At 62.9% G+C, this 14,582-nt stretch carries 17 protein-coding genes; 9 read left to right on the forward strand and 8 right to left on the reverse strand.

Annotated elements, in window-relative coordinates; translation table 11 throughout:
* The first annotated feature begins 6 nt into the window (after window positions 1-6).
* From WIN67_RS28975 to WIN67_RS28995, 5 genes are all read left to right on the forward strand, one after another.
* Entirely contained in the window at window positions 7-441 is a 435-nt protein-coding gene (locus WIN67_RS28975; protein WP_102881169.1) for a DUF4426 domain-containing protein, read from the forward strand.
* On the forward strand, window positions 438-1,034 hold the full coding sequence (gene rdgB / locus WIN67_RS28980) for an RdgB/HAM1 family non-canonical purine NTP pyrophosphatase (RefSeq protein WP_339071745.1): 597 nt from the start codon (window positions 438-440) through the stop codon (window positions 1,032-1,034). The genes WIN67_RS28975 and rdgB overlap by 4 nt, the downstream gene beginning before the upstream one ends.
* Window positions 1,031-2,233, forward strand: a complete 1,203-nt coding sequence (hemW, locus tag WIN67_RS28985; RefSeq protein ID WP_110652428.1) for a radical SAM family heme chaperone HemW — start codon at window positions 1,031-1,033, stop codon at window positions 2,231-2,233. The genes rdgB and hemW overlap by 4 nt, the downstream gene beginning before the upstream one ends.
* A 9-nt stretch (window positions 2,234-2,242) precedes the next feature.
* Window positions 2,243-2,566: a DUF3392 domain-containing protein gene (locus WIN67_RS28990; RefSeq protein WP_011064021.1), complete on the forward strand. Its 324-nt coding sequence runs from the start codon at window positions 2,243-2,245 to the stop codon at window positions 2,564-2,566.
* Between the two features lie 70 nt (window positions 2,567-2,636).
* Window positions 2,637-3,185: an RNA 2'-phosphotransferase gene (locus WIN67_RS28995; RefSeq protein WP_306398746.1), complete on the forward strand. Its 549-nt coding sequence runs from the start codon at window positions 2,637-2,639 to the stop codon at window positions 3,183-3,185.
* Window positions 3,186-3,263: 78 nt separating this feature from the next.
* Here WIN67_RS28995 and trmB read toward each other — a convergent pair whose 3' ends face one another.
* From trmB to WIN67_RS29015, 4 genes are all read right to left on the reverse strand, one after another.
* Window positions 3,264-3,989 carry a tRNA (guanosine(46)-N7)-methyltransferase TrmB gene (gene trmB, locus WIN67_RS29000; RefSeq protein ID WP_102862086.1) on the reverse strand — a complete coding sequence of 242 codons (726 nt, stop codon included), beginning with the start codon at window positions 3,987-3,989 and terminating at the stop codon, window positions 3,264-3,266.
* Window positions 3,990-3,998: 9 nt separating this feature from the next.
* On the reverse strand, window positions 3,999-4,793 hold the full coding sequence (locus tag WIN67_RS29005; RefSeq protein WP_007921204.1) for a thiazole synthase: 795 nt from the start codon (window positions 4,791-4,793) through the stop codon (window positions 3,999-4,001).
* Window positions 4,794-4,955: 162 nt separating this feature from the next.
* Window positions 4,956-5,156: a sulfur carrier protein ThiS gene (gene thiS, locus WIN67_RS29010; protein WP_162884096.1), complete on the reverse strand. Its 201-nt coding sequence runs from the start codon at window positions 5,154-5,156 to the stop codon at window positions 4,956-4,958.
* Window positions 5,157-5,227: 71 nt separating this feature from the next.
* Window positions 5,228-5,608: a DUF423 domain-containing protein gene (locus WIN67_RS29015; protein ID WP_339070367.1), complete on the reverse strand. Its 381-nt coding sequence runs from the start codon at window positions 5,606-5,608 to the stop codon at window positions 5,228-5,230.
* A 74-nt stretch (window positions 5,609-5,682) separates the two neighbouring features.
* Between WIN67_RS29015 and mtgA the strand changes: the two genes are divergently transcribed.
* Window positions 5,683-6,405, forward strand: coding sequence for a monofunctional biosynthetic peptidoglycan transglycosylase (gene mtgA, locus WIN67_RS29020; RefSeq protein WP_102862089.1), 723 nt, complete (start codon window positions 5,683-5,685; stop codon window positions 6,403-6,405).
* A 98-nt stretch (window positions 6,406-6,503) separates the two neighbouring features.
* Here the strand turns inward: mtgA and rpoH are convergent, their stop codons facing one another.
* The 4 genes from rpoH to ftsY form a co-directional block, all read right to left on the reverse strand.
* The gene (gene rpoH, locus WIN67_RS29025; RefSeq protein ID WP_016967616.1) at window positions 6,504-7,358 is read right to left on the reverse strand and encodes an RNA polymerase sigma factor RpoH; all 855 of its coding nucleotides are present in this window, start codon (window positions 7,356-7,358) and stop codon (window positions 6,504-6,506) included.
* A gap of 113 nt (window positions 7,359-7,471) precedes the next feature.
* The gene (gene ftsX, locus WIN67_RS29030; RefSeq protein ID WP_102862090.1) at window positions 7,472-8,494 is read right to left on the reverse strand and encodes a permease-like cell division protein FtsX; all 1,023 of its coding nucleotides are present in this window, start codon (window positions 8,492-8,494) and stop codon (window positions 7,472-7,474) included.
* On the reverse strand, window positions 8,491-9,162 hold the full coding sequence (ftsE, locus tag WIN67_RS29035; protein WP_016967614.1) for a cell division ATP-binding protein FtsE: 672 nt from the start codon (window positions 9,160-9,162) through the stop codon (window positions 8,491-8,493). The genes ftsX and ftsE overlap by 4 nt, the downstream gene beginning before the upstream one ends.
* Window positions 9,159-10,700, reverse strand: a complete 1,542-nt coding sequence (ftsY, locus tag WIN67_RS29040) for a signal recognition particle-docking protein FtsY (protein WP_339070368.1) — start codon at window positions 10,698-10,700, stop codon at window positions 9,159-9,161. Before ftsY ends, ftsE begins: the two co-directional genes overlap by 4 nt.
* A 355-nt stretch (window positions 10,701-11,055) precedes the next feature.
* On the opposite strand from ftsY, the gene WIN67_RS29045 reads away from it, so the two are divergent.
* From WIN67_RS29045 to rsmD, 3 genes are read left to right on the forward strand one after another with little or no spacing between them, the layout of a single operon-like run.
* Window positions 11,056-12,411: a pitrilysin family protein gene (locus WIN67_RS29045; RefSeq protein ID WP_339070369.1), complete on the forward strand. Its 1,356-nt coding sequence runs from the start codon at window positions 11,056-11,058 to the stop codon at window positions 12,409-12,411.
* Window positions 12,404-13,894 carry a M16 family metallopeptidase gene (locus tag WIN67_RS29050; RefSeq protein ID WP_170001797.1) on the forward strand — a complete coding sequence of 497 codons (1,491 nt, stop codon included), beginning with the start codon at window positions 12,404-12,406 and terminating at the stop codon, window positions 13,892-13,894. Before WIN67_RS29045 ends, WIN67_RS29050 begins: the two co-directional genes overlap by 8 nt.
* Window positions 13,894-14,514 carry a 16S rRNA (guanine(966)-N(2))-methyltransferase RsmD gene (rsmD, locus tag WIN67_RS29055; protein WP_102862094.1) on the forward strand — a complete coding sequence of 207 codons (621 nt, stop codon included), beginning with the start codon at window positions 13,894-13,896 and terminating at the stop codon, window positions 14,512-14,514. The genes WIN67_RS29050 and rsmD overlap by 1 nt, the downstream gene beginning before the upstream one ends.
* Window positions 14,515-14,582: the final 68 nt, after the last annotated feature.

Here is a 14,582-nt window from a genome sequence, read left to right on the forward strand (position 1 = left end):
ACCACCATGGGACGTCTGGTTACATTTCTATTGGCCGCCTGCCTGAGCCTGAGCGCCCTGGCCGCGGACCCGATCAAGGGCGAACGCAAGGAAGTGTTCGGTGACATCACCGTGCACTACAACACCTTCAACTCCACCTACCTGCAGCCTGACATCGCCAGGGCGGCAGAGCTGGTTCGCAGCAAGAACCAGGGCGTGATCAACGTCTCCCTGATCAAGGATGGCAAGCCGCTGGTCGGCCAGGTCAGCGGTACGGTCAAGGACCTGACCAGCAAGAGCATCCCCCTGAAATTCCGCCAGATCACCGAACAGGGCGCGATCTACTACATCGCCCAGTTCCCGGTGGAACAGCAAGAAAACCGTACGTTCACCATCACCGTGCAAACGGGCGGTGACACCAACAGCTTCAGCTTCAACCAAGAGCTATTCCCGGGCGAATAATGAACCTCACGCAACTCGTACTGGCCAGCCACAACGCCGGCAAACTCAAAGAACTCCAGGCCATGCTCGGCGCCTCGGTGCAACTGCGCTCGATCGGCGAGTTCAGCAGCGTCGAGCCGGAAGAAACCGGTCTGTCGTTCGTCGAAAACGCCATCCTCAAGGCGCGCAATGCCGCGCGCATTTCCGGCTTGCCGGCACTGGCGGACGATTCCGGCCTGGCTGTGGACTTTCTCGGCGGCGCGCCGGGCATCTACTCGGCGCGCTATGCCGACGGCCAGGGCGACGCGGCGAACAACGCCAAGCTGCTCGAAGCCCTGAAGGATGTGCCCGAGGAGCAACGCGGCGCGCAGTTCGTCTGCGTCCTGGCCCTGGTGCGGCACGCCAACGATCCGTTGCCGATCCTCTGCGAAGGCCTGTGGCACGGGCGCATCCTCACCGCCGCCAGTGGCGAACACGGTTTCGGCTACGACCCGCTGTTCTGGGTGCCGGAACGTGACTGCTCCAGCGCCGAGCTGGGCCCCGTGGAGAAAAACCAGCTCAGCCACCGCGCCCGCGCCATGGCCATTCTGCGGCAACGCCTGGGCCTGAAATGAGCCAGGACCGATCCGCGTCGCCGCTGATTCTCGGCGGCGCGCCAACGCCTCGGGCGGCGCTGCCCCAGTTGCCGCCCCTGGCGCTGTACATCCACATCCCGTGGTGTGTACGCAAGTGCCCTTATTGCGATTTCAACTCCCACGCCGCCAGCCCAACGTTGCCGGAAGAAGAGTACGTCGACGCCCTGCTGGCCGACCTCGACCTGGAGCTGCACGCGGTGCATGGCCGCGAGCTGAGTTCGATCTTCTTCGGCGGCGGTACTCCGAGCCTGTTCAGCGCCCAGGCCCTGGGGCGGCTGCTCCAGGGCGTGGAACAACGCATCGCCTTCGCCAGCGATATCGAAATCACCCTGGAAGCCAACCCCGGGACCTTCGAGCAGGAGAAATTCACCGCCTATCGCGCCCTGGGAATCAACCGCCTGTCCATCGGCATCCAGAGCTTCCAGGAACAGAAGCTCAAGGCCCTGGGCCGCATCCACAACGGTGACGAAGCGATTCGCGCCGCCGGCATGGCGCGCCAGGCCGGATTCGACAACTTCAACCTGGACCTGATGCACGGCTTGCCGGATCAGTCCCTGGACGATGCCCTGGGCGATCTGCGTCAGGCCATCGCCATGAAGCCGACCCACCTGTCCTGGTATCAGCTGACCCTGGAACCCAACACGGTGTTCTGGAACCAGCCACCGGTGCTGCCGGAAGACGACACCCTGTGGGATATCCAGGAAGCCGGCCAAGCACTGCTGGCCGAGCATGGCTACGCCCAGTACGAAGTCTCGGCCTACGCCCAGCCCGGACGCGCGGCGCGGCACAACCTGAACTACTGGAGCTTCGGCGACTTCATCGGCATCGGTGCCGGTGCCCACGGCAAGCTCAGCCACCCGGACGGGCGCATTCTGCGCACCTGGAAGACCCGCCTGCCCAAGGACTACCTGAACCCGGCCAAGCCGTTCAAGGCCGGCGAGAAGGCCCTGGGCAACGAGGAGCTGCCGTTCGAGTTCCTGATGAACGCTCTGCGCCTTACCGACGGTGTGGACGCGGCGCTGTTCGCCCAACGCACCGGCCTGGATCTGGCCAGCCTTGCCGAAGGTCGGCGCCAGGCCGAACAAAGTGGCTTGTTGCAGGTCGAACCGTCACGCCTGGCGGCCACGGCCCGCGGGCAACTCTTCCTCAATGACCTGCTGCAATACTTTCTGATCTAAGGAAATCACATGGATCTGGTACTCGACCTGCTTGCCACCGTGTCCCGCTGGAGTCGCAGCAACCTCTCGGAAATCGCCCTGGCATTGGTGGGCTGTCTGCTGGTGCTGTTCGGCGCGGACATCAAGGGCTGGGTCGAGCAACGCCTGGGCGGCATCGCCGGCGCCCTGCGCGTGCCGCTGATGGCCTTGCTGTGCATGGTCGGCAGCGGCCTGGCGCTGATCTATGCCACGCCGTGGATCGTCCGCGGCCTAAGTCAGTTCAACAACTACAGCCTGGCGCCAGTGCTGCTGGTGGTATTGGTGCTGATTGGCGTGGTCGCTGATCGTCGCTGACCTGTCGACCCCCTTCGCCGGCAAGCCGGCGAACGCAATCCAACGGCTGCCCCCGTTATCAAGGAAGAACATGAGCAAGAAAATCATCGAGGACACCAGCAAGTTCCTCAGCTACGTGCTGCGCCACGAGCCACAGGCCATCGGTCTTGAGCTGGACAGCCAAGGGTGGGGCAATATCGACGCGCTGATCAGCGGCGCGGCCAAGAACGGCCGGCAACTGAACCGGGAACTGATCGAGCAGGTGGTCGAAGGCAACGACAAAAAGCGCTTCGCCCTCTCCGCCGACGGCCAGCGAATTCGTGCCGTTCAGGGACACTCCAACAAGGCCGTGCAATTGCAGCTTGAGGCAAAGCAACCACCCGCCGTGCTCTACCACGGCACTGCCACGCGCTTCATGGAGTCGATCAATGAGAAGGGGCTGATCCCGGGCTCACGCCATCACGTGCACCTGTCCCAGGAAATCGACACCGCCCGGGCCGTGGGCCAGCGTTACGGCAAGGTGGTGATCCTGCAGATCGACGCCCAGGCCATGCAGGCCCAGGGTTTCACTTTCTATCAGGCAGAGAATGGGGTGTGGCTGACCGACCAGGTGCCGGTGAGTTTCATCCAAGTCCTGTAGGAGTCAGCTTGCTGGCGAAGGCGTCCTAAGGGCACCTTCGCTAGCAAACCAGCGCCTACAACAGCGGCTGCACGGGGCTCAGTCGAGCTTTTCGAACTTCAGATCCCACACGCCATGACCCAGGCGCTCGCCACGACGCTCGAACTTGGTGATCGGGCGTTCGGCCGGGCGCGGTACGCACTTGCCGTCTTCGGCCAGGTTGCGGTAACCCGGGGCGACGTTCATCACCTCCAGCATGTATTCGGCATAGGGCTCCCAGTCGGTGGCCATGTGCAGAATGCCGCCCACCTTGAGCTTGCTGCGCACCAGCTCGGCGAAGGAGGCCTGGACGATGCGGCGCTTGTGGTGCCGGCTCTTGTGCCAAGGATCGGGGAAGAACAGCATCAGCCGATCCAGGCTGTTGTCAGCGATGCAGCGATTGAGCACTTCAATGGCGTCGCAATCGTAGACCCGCAGGTTGGTCAGGCCCTGAGTCAGCACGCCATTGAGCAGCGCACCGACGCCCGGACGGTGAACTTCCACACCAATGAAGTCCTGCTCCGGAGCCGCCGCGGCCATTTCCAGCAGCGAGTGGCCCATGCCGAAGCCGATTTCCAAAGAGCGCGGCGCTGAACGGCCGAACACCTGGTCGTAGTCCACCGGGGCGTCGGCCAGGGGCAGCACGTACAGCGGCGCGCCCTGGTCCAGGCCGCGCTGCTGGCCTTCGGTCATGCGCCCGGCGCGCATCACGAAACTCTTGATACGGCGGTGTTGGCGCTCGTCGCCGGCTTCCGGCTGGATTGGCGTGTCGTTTGATTCAGTCATCAATGGCTCTTACTTGATCAGACCATCCAGCGGCGAGGAGGCGCTGGCATAGAGTTTCTTCGGCATGCGACCGGCGAGGTACGCGAGGCGGCCCGCGACAATTGCGTGTTTCATGGCTTCGGCCATCAGCACCGGTTGCTGCGCGTGGGCGATGGCCGAGTTCATCAGCACCGCCTCACAGCCCAGCTCCATGGCGATGGTGGCGTCGGAGGCGGTGCCGACACCGGCATCCACCAGCACCGGAACCTTGGCTTCTTCGAGGATGATCTGCAGGTTATACGGGTTGCAGATCCCCAGCCCGGTGCCGATCAGGCCCGCCAGGGGCATGACCGCGATGCAGCCCATTTCCGCCAGTTGGCGAGCGATGATCGGGTCATCGCTGGTGTAGACCATCACGTCGAAACCTTCCTTGACCAGCACTTCGGCGGCCTTGAGGGTTTCCAGCACGTTGGGGAACAGGGTCTTCTGGTCGGCCAGGACTTCCAGCTTGACCAGGTTGTGGCCGTCCAGCAGTTCGCGAGCCAGGCGGCAGGTACGCACGGCTTCCACCGCGTCATAGCAGCCGGCGGTGTTGGGCAGGATGGTGTAGCGATCCGGTGGCAGGATATCCAGCAGGTTCGGTTCGCCCGGGTTCTGGCCGATATTGGTCCGGCGCACGGCGACGGTGACGATCTCGGCACCCGAGGCCTCGATGGCCAGGCGGGTTTCTTCCATGTCGCGGTACTTGCCGGTGCCTACCAGCAAACGCGACTGGTACGTCCGACCGGCCAGGACGAAAGGCTTGTCACTACGAACGTTGCTCATCGGAAATCCTCTGTTGGGGTGAGGTTCTTGCAGAATTCTTCATCAGGCCCGGGGCCCTGGAGCCCTCATTCCGGGGCCGGTGAACGCGTCTTCCATGGGAGAGGCCCGGAGTCGGGCCAGGGCGCTGCGCAGAATACGTAGCAGCGCGATTGACGCCAGTGGCTAGCCGCCGCCGATGGCGTGGACCACTTCCACCTGGTCGCCCTCGTTGAGGGCGGTCTCGGCGTGCTGGCTGCGCGGAACGATATCCAGATTGAGTTCCACCGCGATCCGGCGTCCGGTCAGGTCCAGACGGGTCAGCAGGGCCGCAACGGTCGAGCCGTCGGGCAGTTCAAAGGATTCACCGTTCAACTGAATGCGCATGCTCAAGGCCGCCATCATTTTTAGGGGCCAGCATTCTAGCCCGATCGTGACCTAAAGGTCAGCTACAAGCGTCAGCCAGCACCTTGCAGGCGCCAGGCGGCAAGGCCCAGCAGGAACCAGCCAACCAGGAAGGCCAGGCCACCGAAAGGAGTGATGATGCCCAGCTTGCTGATGCCGCTCAGGGTCGACAGGTACAGGCTGCCGGAAAACAGCAGGATGCCCAGGGTGAACGCGATGCCGGCCCAGGTCACCAGCCGCCCTGGAATATGCGCCGCCAGCAAGGCGACGCCGAACAGCGCCAGGGTATGCACCAGCTGGTAAGTGACCCCTGTATGAAAAATAGCCAGGTACTCGGTGCTCAGGCGGTTTTTCAGACCGTGAGCGGCAAAGGCACCCAGGGCGACCCCGGTGAAACCGAAGAAAGCGGCCAGCATCAGGAAGCCACGCAACATGAGGAACTCCAGTCAGATTCAGCGCAAAGGGTCTGTATAATGGCGCGCTCAACGGGTTCGGCCAAGCCATCTCTATGCTGCGTTATCTGTTTCGTCGCCTTGTAAAAGCCTTGATGTGGTTCGTCGTCGGCAGCGTGCTGCTGGTGCTGCTGTTCCGTTTTGTGCCGCCGCCGGGCACCGCCCTGATGGTGGAGCGCAAGGTCGAATCCTGGATCGACAACGACCCCATCGACCTGCAACGCACCTGGAAGCCTTGGGATGAAATCTCCGACAACCTCAAGGTGGCGGTGATCGCCGGCGAGGATCAGAAATTCCCCGAGCACTGGGGCTTCGATATCGATGCAATCCAGGCAGCGTTGATCCACAACGAACGGGGCGGTTCGATCCGTGGCGCCAGCACCCTGAGTCAGCAAGTGTCGAAAAACCTGTTCCTCTGGTCCGGCCGCAGCTACTTGCGCAAGGGGCTGGAAGCCTGGTTCACCGCGCTGATCGAGGTGTTCTGGCCCAAGCAGCGGATTCTTGAGGTCTACCTCAACAGTGTCGAATGGGATGAAGGGGTGTTCGGGGCAGAAGCCGCGGCGCGCCATCACTTCGGCGTCAGCGCGGCCAACCTGTCGCGCCAGCAAGCCAGCCTGCTGGCCGCTGTCCTGCCCAATCCAAGGGTGTGGAGCGCAGCGCGGCCCAGCACTTATGTGATGCAGCGGGCGGGCTGGGTTCGGCGGCAGATGAGCCAGTTGGGTGGGGCCGATTACCTGAATCGGTTGAATGAAGCCCGTAAAGCGCCGTGGGCGGGTTAGGTAAACCAGGCCTATTCGCCGACAAGCCGGCCCCTACAAAAGACGCGCAAACAAAAACGCCCCGATCATCTCGGGGCGTTTTGCATGACGCTTCAGGCTTAAGCGGCGATGGACAGCTTCAACTTGTTCATCGCGCTCTTTTCCAGCTGGCGGATACGCTCGGCCGAAACGTTGTACTTCTGCGCCAGGTCGTGCAGCGTGGCTTTCTCTTCGGCCAGCCAGCGCTGGTAGAGGATGTCACGGCTGCGCTCGTCCAGCACTTCCAGCGCTTCGTGCAGGTTGTGGGTGGAGTTGTCGCTCCAATCGGCATCTTCCAGTTGCAGCGCCGGGTCGTAGCGATGGTCTTCCAGGTAGTTGGCCGGCGATTGGAAGGCGCTGTCATCATCCGCTTCAGCAGCCGGATCGAAGGCCATGTCCTGGCCGGTCAGACGGCTTTCCATCTCGCGCACTTCACGGGGCTCGACGCCCAGGCTTTCCGCCACGCGATGCACTTCTTCATTGTTCAGCCAGGCCAGACGCTTCTTCTGGCTGCGCAGGTTGAAGAACAGCTTGCGCTGAGCCTTGGTGGTCGCGACTTTCACAATCCGCCAGTTACGCAGGATGAACTCGTGAATTTCCGCCTTGATCCAGTGCACCGCAAAGGACACCAGGCGCACACCCATTTCCGGGTTGAAGCGCTTCACGGCTTTCATCAGGCCAACGTTGCCTTCCTGGATCAGGTCAGCCTGGGCCAACCCATAGCCGGAATAGCTACGGGCGATATGTACGACAAAACGCAGGTGGGCGAGCACCATCTGCCGAGCCGCCTCAAGATCCTGCTCATAGTAGAGACTCTCGGCCAGTTCACGCTCCTGCTCGGGCGTCAGCAATGGAATGCTGTTCACCGTGTGCACATAGGCCTCCAGGTTTGCGCCTGGAACCAATGCGTAAGCAGGTTGCAAAGAAGTGGTCATACGAAAAAACCTCCGACTCACATAACTCGTGCAGTTCAGCACTGCGAAAATTGACCGGAAACCGCGAAACAAGTTCCCAAATATTCTGAAAGGTCAATACAAGCAAAATGACATTACTTCGGTGCCAGCTCCCTCAGGTGGCGGGCCACCGCAATCCACGCACCGATATAACCCAACAGCACCGCACCAAGCAAGAGCGATAGACCATCAGCAACCGGCACCCCCGCCAGGGCAAAATCACTGCCGTACAAGCCGGCCAAGCCGATCACCGCGTCGTTCAGCCAGTTCAGGCCAAACGCCAGTACGCCCCAGGACAGAATCCCCGCACCGAAGCCATACAACGCGCCCATATAAAGGAAGGGACGGCGCACATAGCTGTCTGTGCCGCCGACGAGTTTAATCACTTCTATCTCTGTGCGGCGGTTTTCAATATGAAGACGAATGGTATTGCCTATCACCAAAAGTAATGCAGAAACCAGCAACACCGTCAGGCCGAAGACAAAACGGTCCCCCAGCTTGAGGATGGCCGCCAGCCGCTCGACCCATACCAGATCCAACTGCGCCAGTTGCACCTTGGGCATTTCCGATAACCGCTGACGCAAGGCCTCCAGGGTCGCCTTGTCCACTTCGCTCGGCGTGACCAGCACTACGCCCGGCAGCGGATTGTGAGGCAGCTCGCGCAAAGCCTCACCCAGGCCGGACTGCTGCTGGAACTCTTCCAGCGCCTTTTCCTTACTGATGAACTCGGCATCCGCTACACCAGGCAGGCCCTTGATCTCCTCGCCAAGCTTCTCACCTTCGCTGGCTGAAGCCCCCAGATCCAGGTACAGCGAAATCTGCGCTGCCCGCTGCCAGGAACCGCCCAGGCGCTCGACGTTGCTGAGCAGCAACGACAGGCCCATGGGCAAGCTCAGGGCCACAGCCATCACCAGGCAGGTAAAGAAACTGCCGATGGGCTGCTTGCCCAGGCGCCGCAGGCTGTCCAGCAAGCTGGCGCGATGGCTTTCGATCCAGGCATGCAACAGGGTGGCGAAATCCGGACCGTCGTCCTCGTCGCGCTTTTTCTTCGGTGGCGGTGCTTCGGAGGCCTTGGGCGCTACGCGCTCCGCCACTTTAGGGGTACGTGTGGCACTCATACGCCGGCCTCCCCGTCGCCAATCAATCGGCCGCGCTGCAGGGTCAGCATGCGGTGACGCATGCGCGCGATCAGCGCCAGGTCGTGACTGGCGATCAGTACGCTGGTGCCCAGGCGGTTGATGTCTTCGAACACGCCCATGATTTCCGCCGCAAGACGCGGGTCGAGGTTACCCGTGGGTTCGTCCGCAAGCAGTAGAGCCGGGCGGTGGACGATGGCTCGAGCAATACCTACGCGCTGTTGCTGACCGGTGGACAGATCACCTGGGTAAAGATCGGTTTTGTCCGACAAAGCCACGCGCTCCAGGGCCGAATCCACGCGCTTGGCGATTTCCGCCTTGGACAGACCGAGGATCTGCAACGGCAGAGCGACGTTGTTGAACACCGTGCGATCGAACAATAACTGGTGATTCTGGAACACCACGCCGATCTGCCGCCGCAAGAACGGGATCTGCGCGTTGCTGATCTGACCCAGATCCTGCCCGGCCAGCAGCAGCTTGCCCGAGGTCGGACGCTCCATGGCCAGCAGCAGGCGCAGCAAGGTGCTTTTGCCGGCGCCGGAATGGCCGGTGACAAACAGGAATTCGCCACGACGGACGCGAAAGCTCAGCTCATGCAGGCCAACGTGGCCATTGGGATAGCGCTTACCGACCTGTTCGAAACGAATCATGAACGCTCCCGCTCGGCAAACAGTGCCTGGACAAAGGGTTCTGCTTCAAAAGTACGCAAGTCATCGATGCCTTCACCGACCCCGATATAACGGATCGGCAGACCGAACTGCTTGGCCAGGGCGAAGATCACCCCGCCTTTGGCAGTGCCATCGAGTTTGGTCAGGGCCAGGCCGGTCAATTCCACGGTCTGGTTGAACTGTTTGGCCTGGTTGATGGCGTTCTGGCCGGTACCGGCGTCCAGCACCAGCAGCACCTCGTGCGGCGCATCGGCGTCGAGCTTGCCGATCACCCGGCGAACCTTCTTCAGCTCTTCCATCAGGTTGTCTTTGGTGTGCAGGCGCCCTGCCGTGTCGGCGATCAGCACATCGATACCACGGGCCTTGGCCGCCTGCACGGCGTCGAAGATCACCGAAGCGGAATCGGCTCCGGTGTGCTGGGCGATGACCGGGATCTTGTTGCGCTCGCCCCAGACTTGCAGTTGCTCCACCGCCGCGGCGCGGAAGGTATCGCCGGCCGCCAGCATGACTTTCTTGCCTTCCAGCTGCAGTTTCTTCGCCAGCTTGCCGATGGTGGTGGTCTTGCCGGCGCCGTTGACGCCCACCACCAGGATCACGAAGGGTTTGCTCTGGGCGACGATTTTCAGCGGCTGCTCCACCGGCTTGAGCATGCTGGTGAGTTCGGCCTGCAACGAGGCGTACAGCGCATCGGAGTCGGTGAGCTGCTTGCGCGCCACCTTCTGGGTCAGGTTCTGGATGATCACCGAAGTCGCTTCGACCCCGACGTCGGCGGTCAGCAGACGGGTTTCCAGGTCTTCCAGCAACTCGTCATCGATGGCCTTCTTGCCCAGGAACAGGCTGGCCATGCCTTCGCCAATGCTGGCGCTGGTCTTGGACAGGCCCTGCTTCAAGCGGGCGAAGAAACCGACCTTGTTCTCTTCAACAGGACGGACCGGCTCGACCACGGGCTCGGGCTCCGCCACCTGGGCAACCGGCTCGGCAACAGGAGCAGGAGCAGGAGCAGGAGCAGGAGCAGGAGCAGGAGCAGGAGCAGGAGCAGGAGCAACAGGCTCCGGCGCGACGAATACCGGCGCTACCGGCGTTTGTACTTCGAGCACCGGAGCCGGGGTGACAACCGGCGCTTCGACCACCGGTTCAGATGCTGGGGCCAGGGCTGGAATCGGCGGAGTGACGTGCTCCGCCTGAGCGTCCTCCACCAGGGCCACCGGCTCTTCCGCTACCGGTAGAGTCAGCCAGGGCTTGTGCTCCGGGCTCGGAGTCAGGGGCAGCTCGGGCGCAACGGCCGCTACCGGCTCGGCCTCGACCCGGGGTTGCAGCACCGGCTCGCCGGTCGATAGCACCACCGGCTCGGTCGGGGCTACGCTGGGAGCGGTTTCAATGACCGGAGCCGGCACCGGCTCGACAGGCACTTGCGGCTGTTCGACGACGGGTTCCTGCGGCTTTTTGCGCAGCCATCCGAACAGGCCTTTCTTCTCGCCAGCCGCGGCTGGGGTCTTTTTGTCGTCGTTGGAACCAAACATGGAGACGGCTATCTCAAGGTAGCGATGCGCCAGTGGGCGCTTCGGTAAATAAATATTCGATGCAGAACAGACTGTGTTTCATCCAGCTTGTTCACGCGCAACATGTTGTCGAAATGCCCAAAAGCACTTCAAGGATCGATTTTACTTAAGGACTGGAACGGCAAAATCGGCGAAAAGTCGAAGTTTAGCTGACAAATCAAGGCTTTTTGCCGGTAACTCATACAACCTGCTCAAGCACACTCTGATTCGTGCAAGCCTGATAGGCGTGGCCGCCAGTAAAACGGATCAGTATCCTAGCACCTCCTCGCCCGCACAGGCTAAGACCAAGCGGGCAGCCCAACAGGTTTAAAAACGAATGAATGCTCTAGCCCGCCGCGCTGCAGGCCTGCTGCTCAGCACAGTTTGTCTGCCCCTTGCAGCCCTGGCTGCCGACCCGCAACCCACCCACGAATTCACCCTCGACAACGGCCTCAAAGTGGTGGTCCGCGAAGACCATCGCGCACCGGTAGTGGTGTCGCAGGTCTGGTACAAGGTCGGCTCCAGCTACGAAACCCCGGGCCAGACCGGTTTGTCCCACGCCCTGGAACACATGATGTTCAAGGGCAGCGAGAAGGTCGGCCCGGGTGAAGCGTCCCTGATCCTGCGGGATCTTGGCGCCGAAGAGAACGCCTTCACCAGCGACGACTTCACCGCTTATTACCAGGTCCTGGCCCGCGACCGCCTGGGCGTGGCCCTGGAGCTGGAAGCCGATCGCATGGCCAGCCTGCGCCTGCCGGCCGACGAGTTCGCCCGCGAGATCGAAGTGATCAAGGAAGAACGCCGCCTGCGCACCGACGACAAGCCGCTGTCCAAGGCCTATGAGCGCTTCAAGGCCATGGCCTACCCCGCCAGCGGCTACCACACCCCGACCATCGGCTGGATGGCCGACCTGAACCGGATGAAGGTCGAGGAGCTGCGCCACTGGTACCAATCCTGGTACGCGCCGAACAACGCCACCCTGGTGGTGGTGGGCGATGTCACCCCGGATGAGGTCAAGACCCTGGCCCAGCGCTATTTCGGCGCCATCCCCAAGCGCGACGTGCCACCGGCGAAGATCCCCCTGGAGCTGGCCGAACCCGGCGAGCGCCTGATCACCCTGCATGTGAAGACCCAACTGCCGAGCCTGATGCTGGCCTTCAACGTGCCAAGCATCGCCACAGCTGAAGACAAGCGTTCGGTCAACGCCCTGCGCCTGGCTGCGGCCCTGCTGGACGGCGGCTATAGCGCGCGCATTCCGACCCAGCTGGAGCGCGGCGAAGAGTTGCTGTCCAACGGTTCCACCAGCTATGACGCCTACACCCGAGGCGACAGCCTGTTCATGCTCTCGGCCACCCCCAACAGCCAGAAGAAGAAAACCATCGCCCAGGCCGAAGCCGGGCTGTGGCGCCTGTTGGACCAACTGAAAACCACCCCGCCGTCGGCCGCAGAGTTGGAGCGGGTCCGGGCACAAGTGATTGCCGGGCTGGTCTACGAGCGTGACTCGATCACCAGCCAGGCCAGTGCCATCGGCCAGCTGGAAACCGTCGGCCTATCGTGGAAGCTGATGGACACCGAGCTGGCGGAACTGCAAAGCGTGACCCCGGAAGACATCCAGAAAGCCGCCCGCACCTATTTCACCCGGGAGCGTATGAGCGTGGCCCATGTACTGCCTGAGGAGTCCGCTCATGAGTAAGCGCAAGAATGCTTCACCGGTCCTGCTGGGCCTGGCCCTGGTCGCCCTGCTCACCGCCGGTGGCCTGTACCTGTCGCGCTCCGGCGAGAGTAGTGCCAGCCAGGCCCTGGACAACGCCAAGAGCAGCCAGAAGCTGCAGTCTCTGGCCGAGCTGGATGGCAAGGCCCCCAGCCACCGCAACCTCAATGTGCAGACCTGGAGCACCGCCGAGGGCGCCAAGGTGCTGTTCGTCGAAGCCCGCGAGCTGCCGATGTTCGACATGCGCCTGATCTTCGCCGCCGGCAGCAGCCAGGACGGCAACACTTCCGGCCTGGCCCTGCTGACCAACGCCATGCTCAACGAAGGCGTGCCCGGCAAGGATGTGGGCGCCATCGCCCAGGGTTTTGAAAGCCTGGGCGCGGATATCGGCAACGGTGCCTACAAGGACATGGCCGTGGTCTCGCTGCGCAGCCTCAGCGCTGTGGATAAACGCGAACCGGCGCTTGAGCTGTTCGCCGAAGTGGTGGGCAAGCCGACCTTCCCTGCCGACTCCCTGGCGCGGATCAAGAACCAGTTGCTCGCCGGCTTCGAGTACCAGAAGCAGAACCCCGGCAAGCTCGCCAGCCTGGAGCTGATGCAGCGCCTGTACGGCAGCCATCCCTATGCGCATGCCAGCGAGGGCAACGCCAAGAGTGTTCCGGGCATCAGCCTGGCGCAACTGCAGGCCTTCCACGCCAAGGCCTATACCGCCGGCAACGTGGTGATCGCCCTGGTCGGCGATCTGTCGCGCAGCGACGCCGAGGCAATTGCCGCGCAAGTCTCCGCCGCCCTGCCCAAAGGCCCGGCCCTGGCGAAGGTCGAGCAACCCACTGAACCCAAGGCCAGCATCGGCCACATCGAATTCCCATCGAGCCAGACCAACCTGTTGCTGGCGCAACTGGGGATCGACCGTGACGATCCGGATTACGCCGCCGTGTCCCTGGGCAACCAGATCCTGGGCGGTGGCGGCTTCGGCACCCGGCTGATGAGTGAAGTGCGCGAGAAACGCGGCCTGACCTACGGCGTGTACTCGGGCTTCACCCCGATGCAGGCCCGCGGCCCGTTCATGATCAACCTGCAGACCCGCGCAGAAATGAGCGAAGGCACCCTGAAACTGGTGCAGGACGTGTTCGCCGATTACCTGAAAAACGGCCCGACCCAGAAGGAACTGGATGACGCCAAGCGTGAACTGGCCGGCAGCTTCCCGCTGTCCACCGCCAGCAACGCCGATATCGTCGGCCAGCTGGGCGCCATGGGCTTCTACAACCTGCCGTTGAGCTACCTGGAAGACTTCATGCGTCAATCCCAGGCACTGACGGTGGAACAGGTCAAGGCCGCCATGAACAAACACCTCGGCGTCGACAAGATGGTCATCGTCAGCGCCGGCCCCACCGTCGCGCAGAAGCCGTTGCCGCCCCCCACTGACAAACCCGCCGAGCAGCCGCTCGGGGTTCCGGAGCACTGATGGCCCGTCCAGCCCGTCCCAGCAAGAAGCCCGTCCACAACCAGCACAATGGCGTGGGCCAGCTGCGCATCATCGGCGGCGAATGGCGCAGCCGTAAGCTGAGCTTCCCCGATCTGCCGGGGCTGCGCCCGACCCCGGACCGGGTGCGCGAAACCCTGTTCAACTGGTTGGCCCCCTATGTGGCCGGGGCCAAGGTCATCGACCTGTTCGCCGGCAGCGGGGCGGTGTTCCTTGAAGCCCTGTCCCGCGGCGCCGCCTCGGGGCTGGCCCTGGACAGCAGCAACGTAGCGGTCTCCAGCCTGCGCGAGCACCTGGGAACGCTGCGTTGCACCGTGGGCCAGGCGCAGACCGCTGACGCCCTGCGCTACCTGGAAACCCAGCCGGCGACGCCGTTCGACCTGGCGTTCCTTGACCCGCCGTTCAACCAGAACCTGTTGCCCGCCGCCTGCGCCCTGCTGGAGGAACGCGGCTGGTTGGCGGACGACGCCTGGATCTACACCGAAAGCGAAACCGCGCCATCGACCCTGGGCCTGCCCGGCAGCTGGCGCCTGCACCGTGAGCAAAAATCCGGGCAGGTGTATTACTCCTTGTGGCAACGTATGGCAGACAGCGCCGCGTAGAACCTGTTTACGCTCGGCCGGAACAAGCTGCGCAGCCCACCCGGGCTGCGCAGCGCCGCATCGAGACT

This window comes from Pseudomonas idahonensis (genome assembly GCF_037903935.1).
GTDB classification, from domain to species: domain Bacteria; phylum Pseudomonadota; class Gammaproteobacteria; order Pseudomonadales; family Pseudomonadaceae; genus Aquipseudomonas; species Aquipseudomonas danubii.